This window comes from Rhizobium aethiopicum (genome assembly GCF_900094625.1).
GTDB lineage: Bacteria > Pseudomonadota > Alphaproteobacteria > Rhizobiales > Rhizobiaceae > Rhizobium > Rhizobium aethiopicum.
This window is the reverse complement of record NZ_FMAJ01000023.1, coordinates 1-22,198: the sequence shown is the minus strand read 5'-3', so window position 1 is coordinate 22,198 and position 22,198 is coordinate 1. Positions and strand designations below refer to the sequence as shown.

The window sequence follows — 22,198 nt, the reverse complement described above, 5'->3', positions numbered from 1 at the left end:
TCGAAAGACGGCGGTGCTCGGTGCAGCACATGCGCCGCCGTTCACCTTAGATAAAACCTCTTGCACATCACGCCCGCCCATCGAAATCAGTCCCATCTCTGTCAGGTCATCAAAACCCGGGGAGAGTGACATTCCAGCTTTGCAGAAAACAGCACACTTCAACTTTGCGGGTACAGGCGAATCTCGCGTAAGCTGAATTATGGAACTGCCCATCCGCCGTTGAACCTTGAAGGCTGGAGGGAGGCGTTCGAGGAGGTTGGCATCATCGGTGACCTCCACGGCATGTCGGTCGGCACCTTCACTGACGGTCAAAAAATTTTCTGGGTATTTGGCTGGCTGGGTGGATACGACAAGCTATCAATGGCCGTCGGGTGCTCGCGTACTGTTCGCCCGGCTCGGCGTAAAATTGAAGACGAAATTCAGACCGGACTTGAAGCTGATGGTATGTTTGAGGTGCATCTCACCGCGATCAAACAAATGTGCACCCTGATCATCCAACCGGTCGCGTGATCATCAGCCAGACAATTGCAAGTACTGCAGCAAAGGCCGGAAAGCCGAAATAAAACCAGGTCCAGAACAACCGATGATATCGCGCCGGCAGCGGCTCGCCGATGGCCGCTGCTTCCGTGGCAATCTTGCGCATCTCCATCTGCATCCAAACGACCGGCAACCAAAAAGCACCCGTGATGAGATAGAGAACGATCGACCAAAGGATCCACCGGTCCCAAAGGGAGTAGCCGACATACCAGGCGAGCGCTATGCCAGTGACCGGCTGAGCGATCACCGCCGTTGTCGTAAAGACGAAATCCGCAATGACCACGATCCGCGCGACGGCGGCCACTGTCGTCGCATTGCGGGTGCGATGCGCCACCAACATGAAGAAGGCGATGCCTGCGCCGGTCCCGAGAAGAACAGCGGCACCGATAATATGCAGGAACTTGAGCACGAAATAGGTCATCGCTCCTCCAAAATCGCGAGAGCAACCAGGTGCAACACGAGGATCGGCCATATCTTTGTCAGCGGGCCGAGCGGCTCGTTCCACAGCTCGGGCAATATCGCGGTGCCGGCCGCCGCATAAAAGAGTGACAGCAGGACAGCTGCGTAGAGGCCCCATCGCGCAGTGCGGCGTATGGCAATGGCACATCCGATTACGATGTCTGTAAGTGCCCCGGCAATAACGCTTGGTGCCGCCAAAAAACCTGCACCGCCGGCCAGCATCAACTCGACACCCTGCTCGAAACCCGATGTCAGCGAAATTATACCCGTGGAAATCCAGAAGAGTGGCAGCATCACAAAAATGACGGGTTTCAGAAAGTAGAGCTTGGCAAACCATCGCTCCTGAACCGAAACCGGACGACGTGCCAAAGCATCGTCCAACGACAAAGGCAGGATGCCGGTGGCGGCGATCCATTCGCTTGGATTACCCACGGCGCCGCGGACGATCTCCTTTGCGGCCGTGCTTCGAACCGGCGGCCGCCAGCCCAGCAATCCGGCGATGTCGCCGATCCAATAGACAAGGCTGGCGAGCGGGCGGGGCAGCAGATAGCGCTTGGCCGGATGCCAGCCAAGCCATCTGCGGTATCGCGCCACAATCTCGTCGAACTCAAGGGCTTGAGGGCCGGCGATTTCGAGGGAGAGTTTTGACGGGGCCCTTTCGTCGACAAGCCGAAGAACGGTTTCGGCTATGTCCTCGAGCTGCACCACCTGAAGTCTACCGGTCGACGGCATCGATGGCAGGAACGGCAGCGCGGCAAGTCCGCGAAACAATGCACTCGAACCGAAGGCTGCAGCACCAAGGATCACGGCGGGACGCAGTATCACCCAGTCGAGATCCGTCGCCATCAGAGCCATATCGCCGGAAAGCTTCGTCTGCGAGAACGTGGACGGCTGCTGCCGATCCACGCCAATGGCCGAGAAATGGATGACTCGACGTACACCGGATTGCTCGCATGCACGGAACAACGCTTGCGGTCCCTGCGCGTGAACGCCGGCCATATTGTGCGTCATTCCGTCCTGCAGTGCACCGGCGCAATTGACCACGGCGTCCACTCCGCCGAGATGAGGCAGCCAGGCCGACGGCTCCACCGCTTTGGCCACATCGACTTCAACCCAACTGCTGATGCCTTCAACCGGCCGTTTTCCTGGGCGAACCGCGCGCATGACATCATGTCCCTCTGTCGCCAGGCGGGCACAGACGGCACTACCAACAAGTCCTGTTGCGCCGGTAACAAGGATCTTCATACTGACGACCTTCGCACTCAAAGCCCCGAACCTGTGAGTGCACGATTTCGTTCCAGCGCCAGTCCTCGTGCTAATGCATCGTTTGGTCTTCAAATTCGCCGTACGAGAAATCTGCGGCATGAGCAGCTGCTCGATGGTTGGTTCGGGAACAGTCTTCGCGGACGCCGGTTCGACTTCCCAAACACCTCTCGACGCACCGATCTTCAAGTACATGAGGCAGCATCTCCTCGATATCAAACAGTCTATCCAAGGCAAGCAAGCGCTGCTCTTCGTCGCCCGGGGATCACGCGGTCCACGACGACGTTTTCGTCGAAGGGAACCCGGCTTGGCTGAATTGCGCGCCGGCCTGTGTGAGAGCTTCCTGCGGCGTAGTTTTCAGCGGGCCACCTTGGTCAGTCGATGCAGCGAGAAATCGGCCAAATAAATCGCCCACGCCGGATCCCTGGAAGTGCTGCAACGCGGCGCACTCCGGATGGGCGCGCCATTTGCTTCGCTTTCCCAGGTTTCGACGAAGAAGCGGATGCGACCGTCATCGAGCGACCGGTCCAGTTCGTAACGAAGGCAACCATTCTCGGCGAACATCTCGGTGACGAGCTTTTCCTGGGCCGCGCCCAGAAGTTCTTCCTTTCCGGGCTTGGCCGTGGTGATAGCGATGATCGTAAGAGGAGCGCTGGACGGATGGCCTCCTCAAGCGATGGTATTGACGAGACCGCCTTCGGCACGCAGAGCGGCACCGTTCGTGGCGGATGAGCGGGGGCTGGCGAGGTAGGCGACGAGGTTTGCAACCTCTTCCGCTTCCACCATGCGCTGCAGGATCGATGCCGAGCGCGCGGTGGCGAAGAACTCGGCTTCGATCTGCTTGATTGCTGCGGATGGGTCCCTCGCCTGACTGCGCAGGAAAGTCTCGATGCCTTCCGAACGCGTCGGTCCCGGCAGGACCGAGTTGACAGTGACATTCGTGCCGCGGGTCAGTTGCGCCAGTCCACGCGCGATCGAAAGTTGCGCGGTCTTGGTCGTGGCGTAGTGGATCATGTCCTGCGGGATTGCGAGGCCGGACTCGCTCGAGATAAAGATGATGCGCCCCCAGTTACGCTCGAGCATGCCGGGGAGATAGGTCCGCGACAGGCGGACACCGCTCATGACATTGACGTCGAACAGATGGCTCCAATCGGCGTCGGTGATGTCGCCGAAGGCCTTGCTCTCATAGATGCCGAGATTGTTGACGAGGATATCGACCGAACGCTCGGCCTTGGCAATGATCGCGGCACCTTCGGCGCTGGCTGCATCCGCGACGACCCCGATGATGTCAGAACCAGCGGACGCCTTGATATCGGCAATCGCGCTGTCGAGCTTCTTGCGGTCACGTCCCGTAATGACGACGCGAGCGCCCTCGCCGGCAAGCGCGCGGGCGATTTCGAGGCCGATCCCAGCCGTGGCACCGGTAATGAGCGCGGTTTTGGCGGTGAGTTGCAGATCCATATTGTGTCTCCAGATTGTTGCTGAAGGCAATCTATGTTTTAGGATGAAGCTGTACTATTGCCTGAACAGGACATGTACCTGTGAATGAGGATCATCAATGCCGCGGATCCTGATGGAACGCTCCGGCGAGATGGAAGTGTTTGCACGCGTCGTGCAGGACGGGGGATTCTCCGCTGCCGCCCGCAATCTCGACATCACGCCGTCAGCGGTGAGTAAACTGATCGCACGCCTGGAAGCGAGGCTCGGCACCCGTCTTCTGGTGCGGACAACTCGCGCTCTGACGCTCACGGAAGAAGGTGAGGCGTATCATCATGCCGCGCTGAGGATCCTGCAGGCGCTGAACGACGCGGATCAGCAGGCAGCGGGAGGTGCCACGCGCGGACGGCTTAGGATCAATACCACGGTTGCGTTCGGCACGATGTTCGTGGCGCCGGCCGTGCCAGAGTTCATCGCGCGCAACCCAAATGTGGTCGTCGACCTCAGTTTCAACGACGGTGTCGTCGACTTGCTCGCAGAAAAGACGGATGTCGCCATAAGAATGGGCAACCTGCCGGATAGCAGCCTGATCGCACGCAAGTTGGGGCAGAGCCGCCGCGTCGTTTGCGCCGCACCGAGCTACCTGATGCGGCGACCACCTCCCGCCGTTCCGGCAGATCTGGAACGTCACGACTGCCTGACCTTCAACTTCCGGCGTGACAGGCCGACTTGGCCATTTACGTTAGACGGACAGGAGGTTGGCCAGCCGGTCAAGGGCAGCATCATCGTGAACAACGGCGAGACGATGAAACAAATAGCGCTGGCGGGAGCCGGCATTGCCCGCGTCGGTCTGTTCCATGTGGCCGACGAGATTGCTGCGGGGCGGCTTGTTCCACTGCTCGAGGAGTATAACCCCGGCGACCTGGAACTGGTCCATGCAATATACGTCGGCGGCGGTCCGTTACCGCACCGCGTTCGCGCCTTCATCGAGCATATGGTTTCGACATTGAACGGCTCGCCGTTACTAGGGTAGCCACAAGCACACGATTCACGAACGTGTCGGAGTGATGAACGAGACCGCGGCCATGGCAGGGATGCCGATCATGAAGAGCCTGCTCCGAGGACAAATCCGGCACGGCGCGGCTTATGCTTCATAGCTGTCCGGCCTCGTGCACGGGATCCGGCCGAACATCAGCCCGGGCCTGAGCTTCATTTATCTTCGCCTTCCGCCTGGATGCGATCCAGCACCGCTTCCGGAGCAATGTCTTTTTTGAGCTCTTCGACTTCATGATCTGCTTCAGTCGGGACTTCGAGCTTCTTTGCAATGGCTTCGACCATGGCGATCAGGCGTGTCGTTTCGTGCTCATTTAACAAGCTGACTTGAAGGTCGAGATCGGCCCGGATGTCATCTTGTGCAGCCATTCGGTTCTGGTTGATCAGGACAAACGTCGAGAGAAAGATCGCCTCGACCGACGCCTCCATCGCGAGGATCACTAGAGAGGGGTCCCACGGTTGCACCTGTGGGATCCACCCCACATTTGCGATGATCCAGAAGCCATAAAAAACGATATGAATGTAGACGAACACCATTGAACCAGCAAACTTGCTGACCGCAGCAGCGGCACGCTCCTGAGCAGACGCTGCGTTCTGGCTCTGCCGGCGGCGCTGCATGATGGCTTCGATGTTGCGGGCTAAGGCGGGTGTTAATCCTGCCGCGGCCGGCGTTGTTGGGCTCTTTCGTTCCGGATGGTCGTCGTTCATTGCGAAAGTCCTGGGATTGAAACTGCGTTAGCCAAGTGCGGAAGATCGATGGCTCTCTCGACCTTGCTGCGTAAGACGCTGATGAAGATTGGATGCGGTGATTGCCTTGTTGCGCAGAGGCCAATGCGGTCCCACCTCACGATCCTTTCGCTCGATCCATGTCTCTCAATGGACGAGCATCCGAAAGGTTCAAGGACGGTCTGGGCCGGTGAGGCCGATCGGCGGGATCATCTCCCCGATTTGCGGGTGGGCCGCATGGTTGGGGCACAGCCTGGTTGTCGAGCGACGGCCGTCGCATGGTGAAAGCCGAAGCGAACATCGATGTTGCGGCACGAGCGTCCGGATGGCGCATCAACTGACGCGTTCCGGCTACATTCCAAAGCCCGCATAGGTTTCAAGGGGACAACAGAAGTAACCTCCACCATGCCGGAAGCCACGAGGGAGGGGTGGCGAGCGTGATGCGTGTGCTCACTGCGGCATAATCGGTCACCGAGGTACAGTAAGCACCGTGTTGCCTTGCCTGTCTGCTTCTGCTCATCGGACCGGCTGCAGCACCTGTTTGGCGACATCGATAAAGGCACGCAGCTTCGGCTGAGCCTGCGCGCGCTGTGGGAAGTAGAGAAACAGGCCGGGGGTCGTCGGCAGGAAAGACTCTAGAACTCGGACGAGATCGCCGGCGTGCGATTCGGCCTCCACCGCAATGTCGGCGACATAGGCAAGACCGAGACCGGCGCGCGCATAGGAAACGAGCAGCGCACCGTCGTTTACGATCAAGCTGCCGGGCGGATCGACGGAGAAAGAGCGGCCGTCCCGCTCGAACTCCCACCGGTAGAGGACGCCTGACCGCGGGAAACGATAGCGGATTGCCTCATGCGCGGTCAGCTCCTGCGGTGCTTCCGGCCTCCCACGCGCGGCGAGATAAGCCGGGCTCGCCACCACCGACCAGGCGATGTCGCGCGTAAGACGCACCGCGACCATGTCGCGCGCGATATACTCGCCGATGCGTATTCCGGCATCGAAGCCACGCCCGGGCAAGTCGACCGTCGCATCCTCGACCGCGATCTCGATCGCAATTCTAGGATGCGCAAGTCTCAGCGCCGGAATAACCGGTTCGACAACAAGCGGCACCGCCATGCGCGGAACGGTAAGCCGCAGCAATCCCGACGGCTCGTCCGTTGCTGCCGCCTCCTCGACAGCTGCGATGATTTCAGCCGCAGCGGGATTGACGCGCGCCAGCAGGGCAGCACCCGCCTCGGTCAGGCCGACGCGGCGCGTCGTGCGGACGAACAAGGGCGTGCCGAGCCTTTCTTCGAGGGCCTTCACCGCCTGACTGACGGCAGCCGGCGAGACATCCAGCCGCGCTGCCGCCACGGTGAAACCGCCCGCCTCCGCCACCGCGAGGAAAGCCGAAATGCCAGAGAATGGATCCGGTCGCAGCTTCATGTTCCAATTATTAACTCAAACTTTAAAATCCTGAAAGCAGATACGGATTTTTCCGGCAAATACTCTCTGTTAGCCTTCCTCCATCCACGGCAGAGAGAGGAGACGAGTAATGACAGAAGAGATTACATCCGCCACGATGATGTTTCCGCGCAGGCACCTGCTGGCCGGCATGCTTGCCGCTGGCGCAACGGCTAGCACCGGGCTCACAGCGGCACCTGCGATGGCGCAAAGCCCTGGCGTTCTGGAGGGCAAGGTCGCAATCGTGACCGGCGGCACCTCCGGAATCGGTGCGGGGACTGTCGCCGCCCTCGCCCGGGCCGGTGCCAAGGTCGCGTTCAATGGTCGCCGGGAAGCGCTTGGGCGCGAAGTCGAGAGCCGCGTGCGCGACGCGGGCGGAGACGTCGTCTACATCAAGTCGGACGTACGCGATGCGCTTCAGGTCGAGCGTTTCGTGATCGAGACCGTCGAGCGTTATGGCCGCCTCGACATCGCTTTCAACAATGCCGGCATCGACCTACCGCCGGCACCGATCGCCGACACCGATGTTGCCGGCTTCGACGACCAGATCGCCGTCAACCTGCGCGGGGTGTTCGTCGCGATGAAATACGAACTGCCGCATCTCGTGAAATCACGAGGCGCAATAATTAATACCGCCTCGATCGGTGGCCGCCACGCCTTCCCGAACATCATAGCCTACGGAGCTTCCAAGGCCGCCGTCATCCACATGACCCGCGCCGCCGCTCAGGAGTACGGCCGGCACGTGCGCATCAACGCCATCGCGCCCGGCCCGATCGAGACACCCATGCTCGAGCGGGTGCGGCGCGACTGGAAGGTGACGACGGAACAACTCGTGGCCCCGTACCCCATGCGCCGCGTCGGTACACCGGAGGAAGTCGCCTCGCTGGTGGTGTTCCTGGCCAGTGATGCAAGTTCGTACATCAGCGGACACGTGATCGGCATCGACGGTGGCGACCTCGCGTAGTCCGATCACTGGACTAGCGGCCGAAGCCGCGACCGGTTGCGGTCATAAAGCTCGGTGGTCTGCTCGCGCAGATCCTGGCCAGCCTCCAGCGACGGATTCAACTGGTCGCCAATGCGAAGGCACTTCTTGCGGTCTCGATCACCCGTCATTTGAGCCGCAAGCAGGGCCCGATTTAGGGGCTCCCTCGCCTTTCCGGCGTGAATAGATGCTGGCGTCCCAGGCCGGGCCTTCCCGATGCGCGACTTATGCTGTACGAACTGTGCGGCTAACGTATTCGCTATTACGAGCGCTGCTGCTTCATCGCGTCACGCTTCGGCGCAGCGCCAACATCCGGCAGTATTCGCGGTTGAATTGCGAAGCGCTCTCGTAGCCGACCTGATAGCCAGCCTCTGCTGCGCTTGCAGCTTCAGCCACCATCAGCCGCCTTGCTTCGAGAACCGTGCGACCCTCAACCAGATGCTTTACACGCAGCGTCTGCATCCGTGCACTAGCGGGTGGTCGTCTAGGGCTTCGCCAGCGTCGTTCTAGAGGGTTCAGCGCGGGATGCGCAAGGACCAGCAGAACGGCGTTCGACGATGCGTGAGGCAATCATCACCCGCCGGGCGGGCATCCCGGAAAGCCGCGGATTTTCTATGCGCTCGAGGAGCAGGCGGAGGCCGACGGCGCCGGCCTCCTGCCCTTCCATCTTCACCGTCGTCAGCGACGGCGAAATCTGGGTCGCCGGTGAAAAGTCGCCGAAGCCGATGACAGAAACATCATCGGGAATCCGGTATCCCTGCCCCAGCAATTCGGAAACGACGGTCAGCGCCAAACCGTCATGGGCGCAGAAAAAGGCCGTGGGATGAAACCCCTTTTCCTTTAAGTCCCGGAAGGCCGCGCTGAAGCCGTTCTGCTCGTCGAACTCCAATACCTGCAACGAGACATCCTCGTGGCGCTCGGCGATCTCACGGGCTCCATAAAATCGCTCCCGCCGGCCGCGGAAGCCGGGCGTGCCACTGACATAGACGATCGATCGATGGCCAAGGCCAATCAGATATTGAAGCACCGCCTGACCCGCTTCATGGTCGGTGCCAGTGATCTGGTCGGCTTGCTCCAGCGCATCGACCCATCCGAAACGCACGATCGGAATGCCGGTCGCCGTTGCCGCCTCCACCGCTTCGCGATCATGCGGGCCAACGAGCAACAAGCCTGCGCATGAGTGCGCCAATTCCTCGAGTTGCCCGGCGCTATGCGTCCAGCGGATGCGCAGCGCCATCCCCAGCCTGTGCGCCTCACGCTGCACGCCATTCTGGACCTGCATGTAAAGCTCGCTATTGACGGCATCGAGATCGTGGAACACGACCGCAATGTCGTTTGACTGCGACTGGCCGGCAGGGCGCGTGTAGCCCAGCCGCTCGGCCGTTGCGCGAATGAGCGCACGCGTTTCCTCGCTGACGCCGCTCTTGCCTGCCAGCGAACGTGAGACGGCAAATTTTGAGAGGCCGACCTCTTGCGCGATCGTCTGTAAGGTAATTCGCCCCCTGCTTCTCACTCTCCACCTCCTCCACGCCGGCGTGCAGCCATTCCGCTACACGGTTCTCCCTGCAAAGACAAACTTTCGCACTAATAAAACATAACGCTTTACCTAACAATATCCAAATGTATTCTTCACCTCGGTCCGCTCGATAAAGCAAAAACCAACCGAAAGAGCGGACGTTTGGAGGAGAACCCTATGATCAAGCTGAAACGTCGCGCGTTTCTGGCCGGGACCTCGGCCGCTCTGTTTTTGCCGGCGCTGCCTGCGCTTGGCTTGGACTACAAAGAAGCGAATATTCTGAAGGACAAGGTTTCGAGCGGCGGACTGCCGCCGCTGAAGGACCGGCTGCCGGAAAATCCCCTCGTCATCAAGCCGGTCGAAAGCGTCGGGAGATATGGCGGCGACTGGAACATGGCCCTTGTCGGCGGTGGTTCGCTCTCCATGCTGTTCCGTTACCAAGCATACGAGCCGCTCCTCCGCTACAAGCCAGATTGGTCTGGCGTGACGCTCAACGTCGCCGAAGCCTTCGACGGCAATTCAGATTCCACCGAATATACCATCCGCCTGCGCAAGGGCATGAAGTGGTCGGACGGACACCCTTACACTACAGCTGACGTGAAATTCTGGTACGACACCATCCTGACCGACAAGCGCGTTGCCGTGATCGGTCAGGGACATTGGAAGACATCAGGCAAGCCGGCAAAGCTCGAAGTCATCGACGAGCAGACGTTTAAAGTTATCTTCGCGAAGCCTAACGGTATGTTTCCGCTTCAGGTCGCCTGGTCTAATAGCGATCACACGACCCGCTGCCCCAAGCATTATCTCGAGCAGTTCCATATTGACTACAATCCGAAGGCTGACGAGCTTGCCAAGCAGCGCGGCTTCGAAAGCTGGATTGCTGCCTTCCAATCCGCTTCCGGCTTTCAGGACGACAACGCTTTCTTCCTGAACTCCTCGAAAAAGCCTTGCCTGCATGCATGGATGTTCACGGTCGCCCCCGGCGAGAACACCGAACGTGCCATTGCCGAGCGCAATCCCTTCTACTGGAAGGTTGATACGGAAGGGAACCAGCTTCCCTATATGGACCGCATCGTCTACCAGATGGTCGCCGATCCCCAGGTGTTGCTCCTGAAGGCCATGCAGGGCGAGATCGACCTGATGGACCAGTACATCGCCACGCCGAACAACAAGTCGGTTCTCTACGATGCGCGTGAGCAGGGCAAATATGATTTCTATACACTGACTTCGACCGAAGCCAATGTGATGAACTTCATCTTCAACCTGAACCACAATGACGAAACCAAGCGGAAGCTCTTCCGCAACAAGGACTTCCGTGCAGCACTCTCCATGGCGCTCGATCGCCAGGCCTTGATCGATGCCGTGCTCGTAGGCCAGGGCGCTCCCGCCCAACCTTCGATCAAGCCGGGCGATCCGCTTTATGACGAACAGCTCGCCACGCAGTTCACGAGCTACGACGTCGATAAGGCGAACGCCATGCTCGATCAGCTCATTCCGGAGCGTGACGATCAGAACTTCCGCCTGGACGAAAAGGGCCGCCGATTGACGGTGATCTTCGAAATCGACCAGGCGCGCGCCGTCTTCCTCGATCTTTTCCAGCTCGTCATCCCGATGTTCCAGGCCGTCGGCATCGATGCACAGATGCGTACCATGGATCGATCGCTGTGGGAAACCCGCGTCCGCCAGGGCCGCGATTTCGACGCTACGGCACACCAGTTCGGCGCCAATGGCGGCGTCGCCGCCATGCTCGATCCGCGCTACTACGTGCCGACGGATTCGAACGCTATGTATGCGCCAGCCTGGCAGCTTTGGTATCTCGACCGTACCAATGCCAATGCGGAAGAGCCACCGGAAGAGACCAAGAAGCAGCTTGAGCTCTACGACAAGCTGAAATCGACTTCCGATCCGGCTGCCCAGCAGGAGGTCATGAAGCAGATATTGCAGGGTGCTGCCGAGAATTTCTATGTTTTTGGCATCTCTCTGCCCCCGGATGGCTACGGCATCGTCAAGAACAACATGAAGAACATCACGAAGACGATGCCGAACTCTTTCGGCTGGCCGACGCCTGCTCCCACCATGCCGGAGCAGTTCTACAAGGTCTGATGGCCTGTGACAGCGAATGAATTCGAGGCGCCGGCTGTGGCAGCCGGCGTCACGGTCCCTCATTGCCCAATGGTTGGATGAAGACGATGCTCGACGCCAGAAGACAGAATAGCGACACGCTGCGCACCCCGGATTGGTTCAAGACCGCAACACGCTGGACCCAGCTCACCTTCGTGGAGGACGATCCGGAAAAATATGATCCGGCCTTCTGGATCGACGTCTTCAAGCGCACCAAATCCAACGCGGTATGCCTCAGCGCCGGCGGCTATGTCGCCTATTATCCGAGTGACGTCCCCTATCACTATGTGAGCAAATATCTGGGCGATAAGGATATCTTCGGCGCACTTGTCGATGCCGCCCGCAAGCTCGACATGCACGTCATGGCCCGCGTCGATCCACATGCAATCCATGACGATGCCGCCAAGGCTCATCCGGAATGGGTGATGATCAACGCCGACGGCACGCCGCGCCGGCACTGGGCCTACCGCGACGTCTGGGTTACCAATGCCTATGGCGATTACAACACCGTCTTCATGCCCGAAGTGGTCAAGGAAATCGTCCGCAAATATGACATCGACGCCGTCTTCGCCAATCGTTGGCAGGGCCACGGCGTCGACTATAGTGAAGATAGCGCCCGCCGCTTCAAGGACATGTTCGGTCACGCCCTGCCGAAGAAGTCTGATGCCGAGGATCCGGCATGGCAGGCCTGGGTGCAATGGCGCCGCCGGGTTCTGACCGACATGATCGCCCAGTGGGACGATGCGGTCAAAGCGATCCGCCCGCATGCGAGCTTCATTCCGAATATGGGCGGCGCTTCGCTGATGGAGTTCGACCTCTCCGTCATCGCCAGACATTGCCCCTTCCTCGTCGTCGACCACCAGGGCCGCAAGGGTCTGGAAGTCGGTTGGTCTGCAGGCCGCAACGGCAAGCGCATCCGCGCCACCTTCCCCGACCGTCCGGTCGTGCTGATAACTTCGATCGGCCCGGAGGAGGAGTATCGCTGGAAGGACGCGGTCACCTCGGGCGAGGAAATGCAGCTCTGGATCAATGACGGTACGGCCCACGGTCTTTACGCGTGGTTCACGAAGTTCAATGGCGTCGTGCCGGACAAACGCTGGGTGGACCCGGTTGCCGACGCCTTCTCGCTGCAGGCAGCGGTCGAGCCCGTTCTCGAAAGCATGAAGCCGACGGCCGAAATCGCGGTCATCGACCCTTCGACGACGCTCCGCCACTGGGCGCCGGAGGAACGGCACAGCGCCGAAAAGCACGATCTCGGCTTCTACCATGCGCTTGTCGAAGCCCGCCTGCCCTTTGAGCTCCTCTCCGACCAGGTTCTGACTGAGGAAAATCTCGATCGTTTCAAGCTGATCATCCTTGCCAATGCCTCCTGCCTATCGGATGCTCAGAACGAAGCGATCCGCGCCTATGTGGCGCGAGGCGGCAGCGTCGTTGCATCCTTCGAAACGTCGCTTCGCGATGAATTTGGCAAGAAGCGCAGCGAATTCGGCCTTTCGGATGTGTTCGGCGCCAAATTGGTCTCCGGGCCGCGCGGCATCGTCAAGAACACCTATGTGGCTCTCTCAGGCGATCACCCTGTCAATCAAGGCTACGAGGGCGCCGAGCGCATCATGGGCGGCACTCGCATCATTCACGCAGAGCCGACCGGGGATGCGGCGACCCCCTTTCTCTATGTGCCCGATTTCCCGGATCTGCCGATGGAAGAGGTCTATCCGCGCAAGGCGCCCTATGGAGCCGCTGTCATCGCCCGCGAAACCGGCAAAGGCGGGCGCACGGTCTATATCCCATGGAATATCGGCGAGATCTTCTGGGAGGTCTTTGCCGTCGATCATGGACGGCTGATCGCCAATGCCATCCGCTGGGCGCTCGGCAAGACACCGCGCATCGAAGTGAAGGGTCCCGGCGTTGTTGACGTGGCGCTGCGCGAAAATGCCGAAGGAATCGCGCTCAGCCTCTTCAACCTCACCAACCCGATGATGATGAAGGGGCCGATCCGGGAAAATTACCCTCTGGCGGCGCAGACGATTTCGGTCGAAATTCCGGAAGGCAGGTCGATCGCCAAGGCATGGCTTGTCGTCACCGATCGCGCCGCAAAGTTCAGCATGAGGGATGGCAGGGCAGAGGTGGAGGTGCCTGACATCGAACGGCTGGAGGTGCTGCATCTCACCTGGAAATGAGATGTTGCGACAAGGAGAGGCGCCTTCGGCTCGAAAGGCCGCAGACGGACGGAGGTCCGAAGGAAGTGCCCGGTGGGGCGCTCTCAACGGGAGGAGAAGATTCCGATGTTTGGCTATATCTTCAAGCGCGTGCTCTACATGATCCCGACGCTGATCGGCATGTCGCTGATCTCGTTCCTGATCATCCAGTTGCCGCCGGGCGACTACCTGACGTCGATGATCGCGACGATGAGCGACAGCGGCCAGGCCGTCGATCCCGCGCAGATCGAGCGGCTGAAGGAGATCTACGGCTTCGACGACCCCTTCTATATCCAGTATGTCAAATGGATGTGGGGTATCGTCAGCCGCGGCGATTTCGGCTGGTCGTTCGAGTGGAACCAGCCCGTGTCCGGCCTGATTTGGGCGCGCATGGGCTCGACGCTGGTCATCTCGCTGTTGAGCCTGCTTTTCGTCTGGATCGTCGCCCTGCCGATCGGCATCTACTCGGCCGTGCGCCGTCACTCGGTCGGCGACCACGTCTTCACCTTCTTCGGATTTATCGGTCTTGCCGTACCGAACTTCATTCTGGCGCTCACGCTGATGTATATCGCCTATCGCTATCTCGGCCAGAGCGTCGGCGGCCTTAACTCGCCCGAGTATGCAGAAGCGCCCTGGAGCCTCGCCAAAGTCGTCGATTTCCTCGCCCACCTCTGGATTCCGATCATCATTATCGGCGCTTCGGGAACAGCCGCCCTCATCCGCATCCTCCGTGCCAACCTGACGGACGAGCTTCATAAGCCCTATGTCATCACCGCCCGCGCCAAGGGTCTTCCGGAATACAAGGTGATCATGAGATATCCGGTGCGCATCGCGCTCAATCCCTTCGTCTCGGCGATCGGCTGGGTGCTGCCCCATCTTGTGTCGGGCGTGACGATCACGGCGATCGTCCTCAATCTGCCGACAGCCGGGCCGCTGCTCTTCCGCGCCCTGGTCTCGCAGGACATGTATCTCGCCGGCAGCTTCATCCTGCTGCTCTCGGCTCTCACTCTCGTCGGCATGCTCCTGTCGGACCTCTTGCTTGCGCTGCTCGATCCGCGCATTCGGTTCAACTGAGGAGGTGGCGATGACACATGAAACCATCGGAACCCACGCCGGACCCCTATATGTCGCCGCCGCCGGACCTTCGATCAGTCCGCTGAAACAAGGCAAGACGGTTTCGGCGGCTGCCATCGGCCCCTGGCGGCTGATCGCCGGCAAACTCGTTCGCCAGAAGGTGGCGATGGTGGCCGGTTTTATCATCCTGCTCCTCTATCTCATCGGCCTCTTCGCAGAGTTCCTGGCGCCCTCGCTGCCCGCAACATCCAAGCCGCAATACACCTACGCTCCGCCGCAGGGTCTCAGCTTCTTCGTCACCAAGCCGGACGGCAGCTCGGAATTCAATTTCCACGTGAAGGGTTACAAGGTGGAGATCGAAAAGGTGGCTTTGCGGCGCACCTTCGTCGTCGACGACACCAAGGTCGTGCCTGTCGGTTTCTTTGTGAACGGGCCTGCCTACAAGCTCTGGGGACTAATCCCGATGAACCGCCACTTCATCGGCCCGATCAATCCCAACGATCCCATGTACCTGCTTGGCGCCGATCGCCTGGGCCGCGACGTCTTTTCGCGGCTGGTCTACGGGACCCGGATCTCGATGTCGATCGGCCTCGTCGGCGTCGCCATGTCGTTGGTGCTCGGCGTCGTGCTTGGCTCAATCTCGGGATTCTACGGCGGCTGGGTCGACACGTTGATCCAGCGGGTCATCGAAGTCGTCAGCGCCATGCCGACCATCCCACTCTGGCTCGGCCTTGCGGCGGCGATCCCGCTTACATGGTCGCCCGTCAACGTCTATTTCGTCATAACCATCATCGTCTCGCTGCTCGGCTGGACCAGCCTTGCGCGCGAGGTGCGGGGACGCTTCCTGGCGCTGCGCAGCGAGGATTTTGTCACGGCCGCCCGCCTTGACGGGTCGAGCGAGGCGCGGCTCATCTTCCGTCACATCCTGCCTTCGCTGACAAGCCACATCCTCGCCGTCGTCACCCTCGCCGTGCCGACGATGATCGTCGCCGAGACCTCGCTCTCCTTCCTCGGCATCGGACTGAAGCCGCCCGTCGTCAGCTGGGGCGTGCTGCTGCAGGATGCCCAGAACATTCGTACTGTCGCGACCGCGCCCTGGCTGCTGGTCTGGCCGTCCCTGGCGGTCGTCGTAGCCGTCCTGTCCTTCAACTTCTTCGGCGACGGACTGCGTGATGCAGCCGATCCCTATGACAATTGAGGAGGAAGCCATGACCGCACTTCCTGATGAGGTCGTTCTCTCGGTTGAAGATCTCTCGATCGATTTCCGGCTTCGCACCCATATCCTTCATGCCGTCGAAAATGTCAGCTTTCAGCTCAAGCGCGGTCAGACGCTCTGCCTCGTCGGCGAAAGCGGCTCGGGCAAGAGTGTTACGGCCCGCTCTTTGCTGCAGATCGTCGACAGGCCAGGCACCATCGTCGGCGGCCGCATCCTGCTGCGCAATGGTAACGAGGTTACCGATGTCGCCACGCTTGCACCCGGCAGCCGCGCCATGCGGGAGATCCGCGGCCGGCGCATCGGGCTTATCTTTCAGGAGCCGATGAGTTCGCTTTCGCCGGTGCACACCATCGGCTCGCAGATCATCGAGGCGATCCGCCTGCACAGCAATCCGGACAAGAAAGCGGCGCGTGAGCGCATGGTCGAACTGCTGCGGCAGGTCGAGATCCCCAATCCAGACCGGATGGCGGACCGCTATACGTTCGAATTCTCTGGCGGCATGCGGCAGCGCGCGATGATAGCCATGGCGCTCGCCGGCAATCCCGACATCCTGATCGCCGACGAGCCGACGACCGCTCTCGATGTGACGACACAGGCCGAAATCCTAGACCTCATCAAGCGTCTACAGGTCGAGCGCGGTATGGCGATGCTGCTCATTACCCATGATATGGGCGTGGTCGCAGAAGTGGCAGATGACGTCGCCGTCATGCGCTTCGGTCATATCGTCGAGCGCGGGCCGGTGGATGCGATCTATCACGGCGCCACCCACCCCTATACCCGGCAATTGCTGGCATCGACGGTGAAGCTCACACATCATGTCGAAGGCAAGCTGCCTGCAATCGCCCTGTCTCCGGAGGCGCCGCTGCCGATCCTGTCGGTGCGCCACCTCAGCAAGACCTTCGGTTGGCACGGCAAAGCCAACACACTGCGCGCCGTCGATAACGCCAATTTCGATCTCTATCCTGGCGAAAACCTCGGCATTGTCGGTGAAAGCGGCTCCGGCAAGACGACGCTTGGCCGCCTGATCCTGCGTACTGTTGAGCCCACGGCCGGCACCGTCCTCTACCGCGGCAAGGATGGCAGCGAGATCGACGTCACCAAACTCGGCAAGAAGGACCTGCGCAACTTCCATCGCGACGTCCGCCTCGTCTTCCAGGATCCGTTCGCCTCGCTCAATCCGCGCATGACCGTCAAGGACGTGATCGGCGACCCGCTGATCGTCAACGGGCTTGCAAAGGGCAAGGCGTTGGAGGACCGGGTGGCTGAACTCATGCGTCTTGTCGGCCTTGATCCGTTGGGAATGGAGCGCTATCCGCACGCCTTCTCCGGCGGCCAGCGTCAGCGTATCGGCATCGCCCGTGCCCTTGCACTCGATCCGCGCATCATCATCGCCGATGAAGCGACCTCGGCGCTCGATGTCTCTATTCGCAGCCAGATCCTTGACCTGCTGCTCGATATCCGCCAACGGCTGAACCTGAGCTTCATCTTCATTTCCCACGACATCTCCGTCGTCCGCTACTTCTGCGACCGCGTCGCCGTCATGCATCGCGGCAAGATCGTTGAGCTCGGCGAGGCGGAGCAAATCTGCACCGCGCCGCAGGAAGCCTATACCAAGAGCCTGATTTCAGCCGTTCCCAATCCCGACCCCCGCGACAAGCGCATGCTGCATCGGCAGCGTTTCGTCGCCCCGGCCAATGCTTGAAGGTATTCCAGTGCCGAAATTTTCCGCCAACCTTTCCTTCCTCTATCAGGACCTGCCCTTTCTCGACCGTTTCGGCGCTGCCGCCAAAGACGGCTTCAGCGCGCTCGAATATCTCGGCCCCTATGCCGAGCCGAAAGAGAAGGTCGCCGAAGCTCTGCAAGCGAGCGGATTGAAGCAGGCTCTATTCAACGTGCCTTCCGGTGACTGGGCCAGCGGCGAACGCGGCATCGCCTGCCTGCCCGATCGCATCGAGGAATTCCGCAGCGGCGTGTCGCTGGCGCTCGATTATGCCAAGGCGCTCGCCTGCGAGCAGGTGAATGTTATTTCCGGCCTGATGCCGAGGGGCACCGATCTGGAAACACTGGAACGAGTGTTGGTGGATAACCTGAAATATACGGCGATCCGTTGCGCCGATGCCGGCATCAAGCTTCTGATCGAGCCGATCAACCTGCGCGACATTCCAGGCTTCTTCCTGTCGACCACCGATCATGCCGAGCGCATCCTCGAAAAGGTGGACTCCGACAATCTCTACATCCAGTATGATTTCTACCACATGCAGATCATGCAGGGCGACCTGATCCCGACCTTTACCAGGTTGAAGGACAAGATCGCCCATGTGCAGATTGCCGACAATCCCGGCCGCAACGAGCCCGGCACAGGCGAGATCAACTACACCTTCATCCTCTCCGAACTCGACCGCCTCGGCTACGACGGCTGGGTCGGCTGCGAATACAAGCCGAAGGCCGGCACCAGCGAGGGCCTTGGCTGGATGAACCCCTACCGGAAGTGAGCGTGACATGGATATCGGTTTTATTGGACTGGGCGTCATGGGCCGCCCGATGGCGGAACATCTGATCGATGCCGGCCACATGCTGCATCTGAGCCGTGTGAGAGAAGCTTCTCAGCATCTCGTCACCAAGGGTGGCACCGCCGCCGCTCATGCGAAAGCCGTCGCAGAAGCCTCCGACATCATCATACTGATGCTGCCGGATACGCCTGATGTCGAAGCCGTGCTGTTCGGCGAGAATGGCGTGGCGTCGGGTATGTCCGCCGACAAGCTCGTCATCGATATGAGCTCGATTTCACCTGTCGCCACCAAAAACTTCGCCAAGCGCATTGAGGCGCTCGGCTGCGATTATCTCGATGCCCCGGTGTCGGGTGGCGAAGTCGGCGCCAAGGCTGCCTCGCTGACCATCATGGCGGGCGGTAAGGAAGCGGCTTTTGAGCGCGCCATGCCGCTCTTTGAAAAGATGGGCAAGAATATTACCCTGGTCGGCGGTGTCGGCGATGGCCAGACCGCCAAGGTTGCCAACCAGATCATCGTCGGTCTCACCATCGAAGCCGTCTCCGAAGCCCTGCTCTTTGCCAAACGAGCCGGCGCCGATCCGGCCAAGGTGCGCGCAGCCCTCATGGGCGGCTTTGCCGCCTCGCGAATTCTCGAAGTCCATGGCGATCGCATGGTCAAAGAGACCTTCGACCCCGGTTTCCGCATCCGCCTGCACCGCAAGGATTTGACGCTCGCTGTTGACGCCGCGCGCGCGCTCGATCTTTCGCTGCCGAATACGGCCGCCACCCAGCAACTGATGAATGCCGCGATCGCCAATGGTGACGGTGAACGCGACCACTCCGCCCTCATCCGCACGCTCGAGCTCCTCGCCGGAGGACCGCGCTAGATCAGGACAGCTTAGACCTCACCGGACGACATTCGATTGCCTCATGCCGGAGCCTTTCTTCGGGAGGCGAAGCCATGTCCGGGCATCGATAGAGAAGGACAGGAAAATGCTCAGAAACGATATCCAATTTCCTTACGGTGCGGTCTATTTCCGCAAGTCCAATCCGCCGCGCGACGATTGGGAACGTGACTATGCAACGGCGGGCGAAGACGGCCTCAATATTTTCCGCCACTGGTTCATGTGGAGTGCGATCGAAGTGGCCCCCGGCGTCTACGACTGGGAGGAATATGATCGCCAGCTTGATCTCGCCGCCAAAAACGGCATCAAAACGGTTATTGCCGAACTCATCCATGCTGTGCCGGACTGGGCGGTGCGCAAATATGCCGATGCGCTGCAGGTCAATGCCGACGGCACCAAGCTCGGCTCTTACATGGGCGTATCGGCTGCGACCGGCGGCTTTTCCAACAATGGCGGCGGCGCTGGCGCTTTGACGCTGAATTGCCCTGAGGTGAAGGAAGCCGCCGGCGAGTTCCTGACGGCGCTTGCCACCCGCTACAAGGATCATCCGGCAATTTATGGGTACGACGTCTGGAATGAGTGCAATTATTCCGCCGATGTCGATTACAGCAGCTATGCCAAGGCCGCCTTCCGCAGATGGCTGGAGAAGAAATACGGCAGCCTGAAAGTGCTCGCCAAAGCGTGGCATCGGTACAGCTATGCCGAATGGGACGACGTCGAGCCGCCGGTTCACATGGCGCCCTATCCGGAATGCATCGACTGGCTGCAGTTCAAGCGTGACAATTTCTATGACCAGATGCAGTGGCGCATCGATACGATCCGCGCCGTCGACCAAAAGAACGTCATAGCCGCCCACGGCGTCTCCGGTTCGATCCCGAACATGGCCGCCAATGGCTGCGACGACTGGCTCGCCGCTTCCAAGGTCGAAATCTACGGCTTCACCTGGATCCAGGCGCGCAAGGGCACCGAGCCGTGGAAGACCTGGTACGGCGTCGACATCAACCGCGCCGCTGCCCGCGGCAAGCCCTTCTGGCATGCGGAACGTCAGGGCGGTCCGCTCTGGCTGCAGCCGCAGGTGATCGGCCGCGACAAGGAAGACGGTCGCGTCGCCGAGCCCGAGGACATCCGCATCTGGAGCATGACCTCCTTTGCCGGCGGCGCTCGCGGCATCCTGAACCTGCGCTGGCGTCCGCTGCTCGACGGGCCGCTCTTCGGCGCCTTCGGCGCCTATGGCATGGACGGCAGCCGCACGCCGCGCTCCGACATGCAGAGCCTGATGGCGAAATGGGCCAATGACCCAGCTCAGGCAGGACTTTGGGAAGCCAAGCCGGTGCGTGGCGAGGTGGGCATCCTCGTCGTCCGCGAAACGCAGGAATGGGATTACCTGCTGAATTATGACCGCAGGGAAAAGCCCTATCCCGAAGCCATGTGGGGCGCTTATCGCGCCTTCCTCGAACAGGGGCTACAACCGGATTGGGTCCATATCGACGATATCGACGCTTACGACTTCCTCTATTTCCCCTACCCGATCATGTTCACCGCCGAACAGGCGGCACGCCTGAAAACCTGGGTGGAAAAGGGCGGAACGCTCATTGCCGAAGCTTGCCCGGGCTACTTCGGCGATCGCGGTCATGTCGGTCAGGTGCAGCCCAATCTGGGGCTTGATGAGGTCTTCGGCGTGCGCGAGGAAGACGTCGAATTCATGCCCGACATCGGCAACCGCATCCGTTTCAAGTTCGGCGACATAGCCGTCGATGGCGGAGGTTTGCTGCAATCTTACCGCCTGACAGGCGGCACCGGGCGCGGTCATTTCGACGATGGGCGCCTTGCAGTGGTCGAAAGTCGTTTTGGCAGGGGCCGCACCTTGCTTATCGGAACGAATCCCTCTGTCGCCTTCTATCGCACGGAGGGTAGGTCCAATGCCGCTTTTTTTGCCGGGCTTGTGGCCTGGAGCGCCAGGACGCGGCACGTAACCTTGTCAAACGAAGCAATCTTTGCTCGTATCCACAGAGGGGAGAGCGCAAGCTTCCTCTGGCTGGTCAACCCAACACGCGAGAACCAGACAACATCAGTCAGCCTCGCTGAAGGAAAGCTCTCCGGCGGCAAGGCCGCCTGGCCGCCTGAATTTGCTTTTGATGCAGACCGCATCGAGGTGCCGGCCCGAGACGTGTTGGTCCTGCCGCTATCCTAGTCAGCAGTGAACGAGATTGAACTTGGCCGGACGGATACAGGCAGTGATCTTGCATCCGTCGGCCATTCCTCCCCATCGCCGCTTCGGTAGTTTGACGCAATTTGCAAATGGCTCTTTCTTGCAGTTGAGATCCCATCAGGGGTGAGTAGCGGCCTACACCGTGGCAGAGTGAGGTCGCTAGAAAACTCTCTGGAGGCCAACCATGCCGATGACAGCAGATCAATCTCAAGCGCAGACCGCTACTCTCGTCGATCTTGGCGCAATTTTCATCTCGTTGGAATTAAGCAAATCAACATGGCTCGTGACAGCACTGTCACCTTGTAGCGAAAAGATGTCCCGACACACCGTCACAGGAGGCGACATCGCCGGTTTGTTTGCGTGCTTTGCTGCACTTCGCCAGAAAGCCAAGCGGCGAAAGAACATACTTTACCCACTGGTGATGATCCAAGAGGCCGGACTTGATGGCTTCTGGCTGGGACGAGTGCTGAGCCAGGAAGCTTGGATAGAGAGCCACATTGTAGAGGCGGCCTCAATCGCTATGCCGCGCCGGCATCGCCGGGCGAAGACCGACCGCATCGACGGTGAGACGCTG

Annotated in this window: 17 protein-coding genes and 3 pseudogenes; 12 read left to right on the top strand and 8 right to left on the bottom strand. The window is 60.3% G+C overall.

Annotated features, from left to right (window positions below; translation table 11 throughout):
- Positions 1-219 precede the first annotated feature (219 nt).
- Positions 220-510: a hypothetical protein gene (locus GA0061105_RS28635; RefSeq protein ID WP_064692977.1), complete on the top strand. Its 291-nt coding sequence runs from the start codon at positions 220-222 to the stop codon at positions 508-510.
- On the opposite strand, the gene GA0061105_RS28630 is transcribed toward GA0061105_RS28635, so the two are convergent.
- From GA0061105_RS28630 to GA0061105_RS28615, 4 genes and pseudogenes are all read right to left on the bottom strand, one after another.
- Complete coding sequence (locus tag GA0061105_RS28630) at positions 491-958, bottom strand: DUF2269 family protein (RefSeq protein ID WP_064692976.1); 468 nt, start codon at positions 956-958, stop codon at positions 491-493. The genes GA0061105_RS28635 and GA0061105_RS28630 overlap by 20 nt on opposite strands.
- Positions 955-2,241, bottom strand: coding sequence for an SDR family oxidoreductase (locus GA0061105_RS28625; protein WP_092754377.1), 1,287 nt, complete (start codon positions 2,239-2,241; stop codon positions 955-957). The genes GA0061105_RS28630 and GA0061105_RS28625 overlap by 4 nt, the downstream gene beginning before the upstream one ends.
- Before the next feature lie 375 nt (positions 2,242-2,616).
- A pseudogene (locus tag GA0061105_RS28620) lies at positions 2,617-2,898 on the bottom strand (putative quinol monooxygenase).
- Positions 2,899-2,928: 30 nt separating this feature from the next.
- Complete coding sequence (locus tag GA0061105_RS28615; protein ID WP_092754374.1) at positions 2,929-3,720, bottom strand: SDR family NAD(P)-dependent oxidoreductase; 792 nt, start codon at positions 3,718-3,720, stop codon at positions 2,929-2,931.
- A 97-nt stretch (positions 3,721-3,817) separates the two neighbouring features.
- Here GA0061105_RS28615 and GA0061105_RS28610 point away from each other — a divergent pair, with 97 nt between their 5' ends.
- Positions 3,818-4,729, top strand: a complete 912-nt coding sequence (locus tag GA0061105_RS28610) for a LysR family transcriptional regulator (protein ID WP_064692973.1) — start codon at positions 3,818-3,820, stop codon at positions 4,727-4,729.
- 176 nt (positions 4,730-4,905) lie between these two features.
- Here GA0061105_RS28610 and GA0061105_RS28605 read toward each other — a convergent pair whose 3' ends face one another.
- Together GA0061105_RS28605 and GA0061105_RS28600 are read right to left on the bottom strand one after the other, a co-directional pair.
- Positions 4,906-5,457, bottom strand: a complete 552-nt coding sequence (locus GA0061105_RS28605) for a DUF1003 domain-containing protein (RefSeq protein ID WP_064692972.1) — start codon at positions 5,455-5,457, stop codon at positions 4,906-4,908.
- A gap of 534 nt (positions 5,458-5,991) precedes the next feature.
- Positions 5,992-6,900 carry a LysR family transcriptional regulator gene (locus GA0061105_RS28600; RefSeq protein ID WP_092754371.1) on the bottom strand — a complete coding sequence of 303 codons (909 nt, stop codon included), beginning with the start codon at positions 6,898-6,900 and terminating at the stop codon, positions 5,992-5,994.
- Positions 6,901-7,009: 109 nt separating this feature from the next.
- Here GA0061105_RS28600 and GA0061105_RS28595 point away from each other — a divergent pair, with 109 nt between their 5' ends.
- Positions 7,010-7,882: an SDR family NAD(P)-dependent oxidoreductase gene (locus GA0061105_RS28595; RefSeq protein WP_092754368.1), complete on the top strand. Its 873-nt coding sequence runs from the start codon at positions 7,010-7,012 to the stop codon at positions 7,880-7,882.
- Between the two features lie 243 nt (positions 7,883-8,125).
- On the opposite strand, the pseudogene GA0061105_RS28590 reads toward GA0061105_RS28595, so the two are convergent.
- A pseudogene (locus tag GA0061105_RS28590) lies at positions 8,126-8,320 on the bottom strand (AraC family transcriptional regulator); the annotation flags it as partial.
- Between the two features lie 64 nt (positions 8,321-8,384).
- A complete protein-coding gene (locus GA0061105_RS28585) occupies positions 8,385-9,413 on the bottom strand; it encodes a LacI family DNA-binding transcriptional regulator (RefSeq protein ID WP_064692968.1) in 1,029 nt (342 codons plus the stop codon).
- 180 nt (positions 9,414-9,593) lie between these two features.
- On the opposite strand from GA0061105_RS28585, the gene GA0061105_RS28580 reads away from it, so the two are divergent.
- The 9 genes and pseudogenes from GA0061105_RS28580 to GA0061105_RS28540 all read left to right on the top strand — a co-directional run.
- Positions 9,594-11,519: an ABC transporter substrate-binding protein gene (locus GA0061105_RS28580; RefSeq protein WP_092754365.1), complete on the top strand. Its 1,926-nt coding sequence runs from the start codon at positions 9,594-9,596 to the stop codon at positions 11,517-11,519.
- Positions 11,520-11,605: 86 nt separating this feature from the next.
- Positions 11,606-13,714, top strand: coding sequence for a family 10 glycosylhydrolase (locus GA0061105_RS28575; protein ID WP_092754445.1), 2,109 nt, complete (start codon positions 11,606-11,608; stop codon positions 13,712-13,714).
- Between the two features lie 105 nt (positions 13,715-13,819).
- Entirely contained in the window at positions 13,820-14,806 is a 987-nt protein-coding gene (locus tag GA0061105_RS28570; RefSeq protein ID WP_092754363.1) for an ABC transporter permease, read from the top strand.
- A gap of 10 nt (positions 14,807-14,816) precedes the next feature.
- Complete coding sequence (locus GA0061105_RS28565; protein WP_092754360.1) at positions 14,817-16,004, top strand: ABC transporter permease; 1,188 nt, start codon at positions 14,817-14,819, stop codon at positions 16,002-16,004.
- A gap of 10 nt (positions 16,005-16,014) precedes the next feature.
- Positions 16,015-17,724: an ABC transporter ATP-binding protein gene (locus GA0061105_RS28560; protein ID WP_092754357.1), complete on the top strand. Its 1,710-nt coding sequence runs from the start codon at positions 16,015-16,017 to the stop codon at positions 17,722-17,724.
- A gap of 10 nt (positions 17,725-17,734) precedes the next feature.
- Positions 17,735-18,514 carry a 2-oxo-tetronate isomerase gene (otnI, locus tag GA0061105_RS28555; RefSeq protein WP_092754354.1) on the top strand — a complete coding sequence of 260 codons (780 nt, stop codon included), beginning with the start codon at positions 17,735-17,737 and terminating at the stop codon, positions 18,512-18,514.
- Between the two features lie 7 nt (positions 18,515-18,521).
- Positions 18,522-19,397 carry a 2-hydroxy-3-oxopropionate reductase gene (locus GA0061105_RS28550; RefSeq protein ID WP_092754351.1) on the top strand — a complete coding sequence of 292 codons (876 nt, stop codon included), beginning with the start codon at positions 18,522-18,524 and terminating at the stop codon, positions 19,395-19,397.
- 106 nt (positions 19,398-19,503) lie between these two features.
- Positions 19,504-21,606, top strand: coding sequence for a beta-galactosidase (locus GA0061105_RS28545; RefSeq protein ID WP_092754348.1), 2,103 nt, complete (start codon positions 19,504-19,506; stop codon positions 21,604-21,606).
- A gap of 202 nt (positions 21,607-21,808) precedes the next feature.
- Positions 21,809-22,198: pseudogene (locus GA0061105_RS28540) on the top strand (IS110 family transposase); the annotation flags it as partial.

Coding starts and splice junctions, on each gene's coding strand:
- GA0061105_RS28630 (WP_064692976.1), bottom strand. CDS start 958: ATGACCTATTTCGTGCTCAAGTTCCTGCATATTATCGGTGCCGCTGTT.
- GA0061105_RS28625 (WP_092754377.1), bottom strand. CDS start 2,241: ATGAAGATCCTTGTTACCGGCGCAACAGGACTTGTTGGTAGTGCCGTC.
- GA0061105_RS28615 (WP_092754374.1), bottom strand. CDS start 3,720: ATGGATCTGCAACTCACCGCCAAAACCGCGCTCATTACCGGTGCCACG.
- GA0061105_RS28610 (WP_064692973.1), top strand. CDS start 3,818: ATGCCGCGGATCCTGATGGAACGCTCCGGCGAGATGGAAGTGTTTGCA.
- GA0061105_RS28605 (WP_064692972.1), bottom strand. CDS start 5,457: ATGAACGACGACCATCCGGAACGAAAGAGCCCAACAACGCCGGCCGCG.
- GA0061105_RS28600 (WP_092754371.1), bottom strand. CDS start 6,900: ATGAAGCTGCGACCGGATCCATTCTCTGGCATTTCGGCTTTCCTCGCG.
- GA0061105_RS28595 (WP_092754368.1), top strand. CDS start 7,010: ATGACAGAAGAGATTACATCCGCCACGATGATGTTTCCGCGCAGGCAC.
- GA0061105_RS28580 (WP_092754365.1), top strand. CDS start 9,594: ATGATCAAGCTGAAACGTCGCGCGTTTCTGGCCGGGACCTCGGCCGCT.
- GA0061105_RS28575 (WP_092754445.1), top strand. CDS start 11,606: ATGCTCGACGCCAGAAGACAGAATAGCGACACGCTGCGCACCCCGGAT.
- GA0061105_RS28570 (WP_092754363.1), top strand. CDS start 13,820: ATGTTTGGCTATATCTTCAAGCGCGTGCTCTACATGATCCCGACGCTG.
- GA0061105_RS28565 (WP_092754360.1), top strand. CDS start 14,817: ATGACACATGAAACCATCGGAACCCACGCCGGACCCCTATATGTCGCC.
- GA0061105_RS28560 (WP_092754357.1), top strand. CDS start 16,015: ATGACCGCACTTCCTGATGAGGTCGTTCTCTCGGTTGAAGATCTCTCG.
- GA0061105_RS28550 (WP_092754351.1), top strand. CDS start 18,522: ATGGATATCGGTTTTATTGGACTGGGCGTCATGGGCCGCCCGATGGCG.
- GA0061105_RS28545 (WP_092754348.1), top strand. CDS start 19,504: ATGCTCAGAAACGATATCCAATTTCCTTACGGTGCGGTCTATTTCCGC.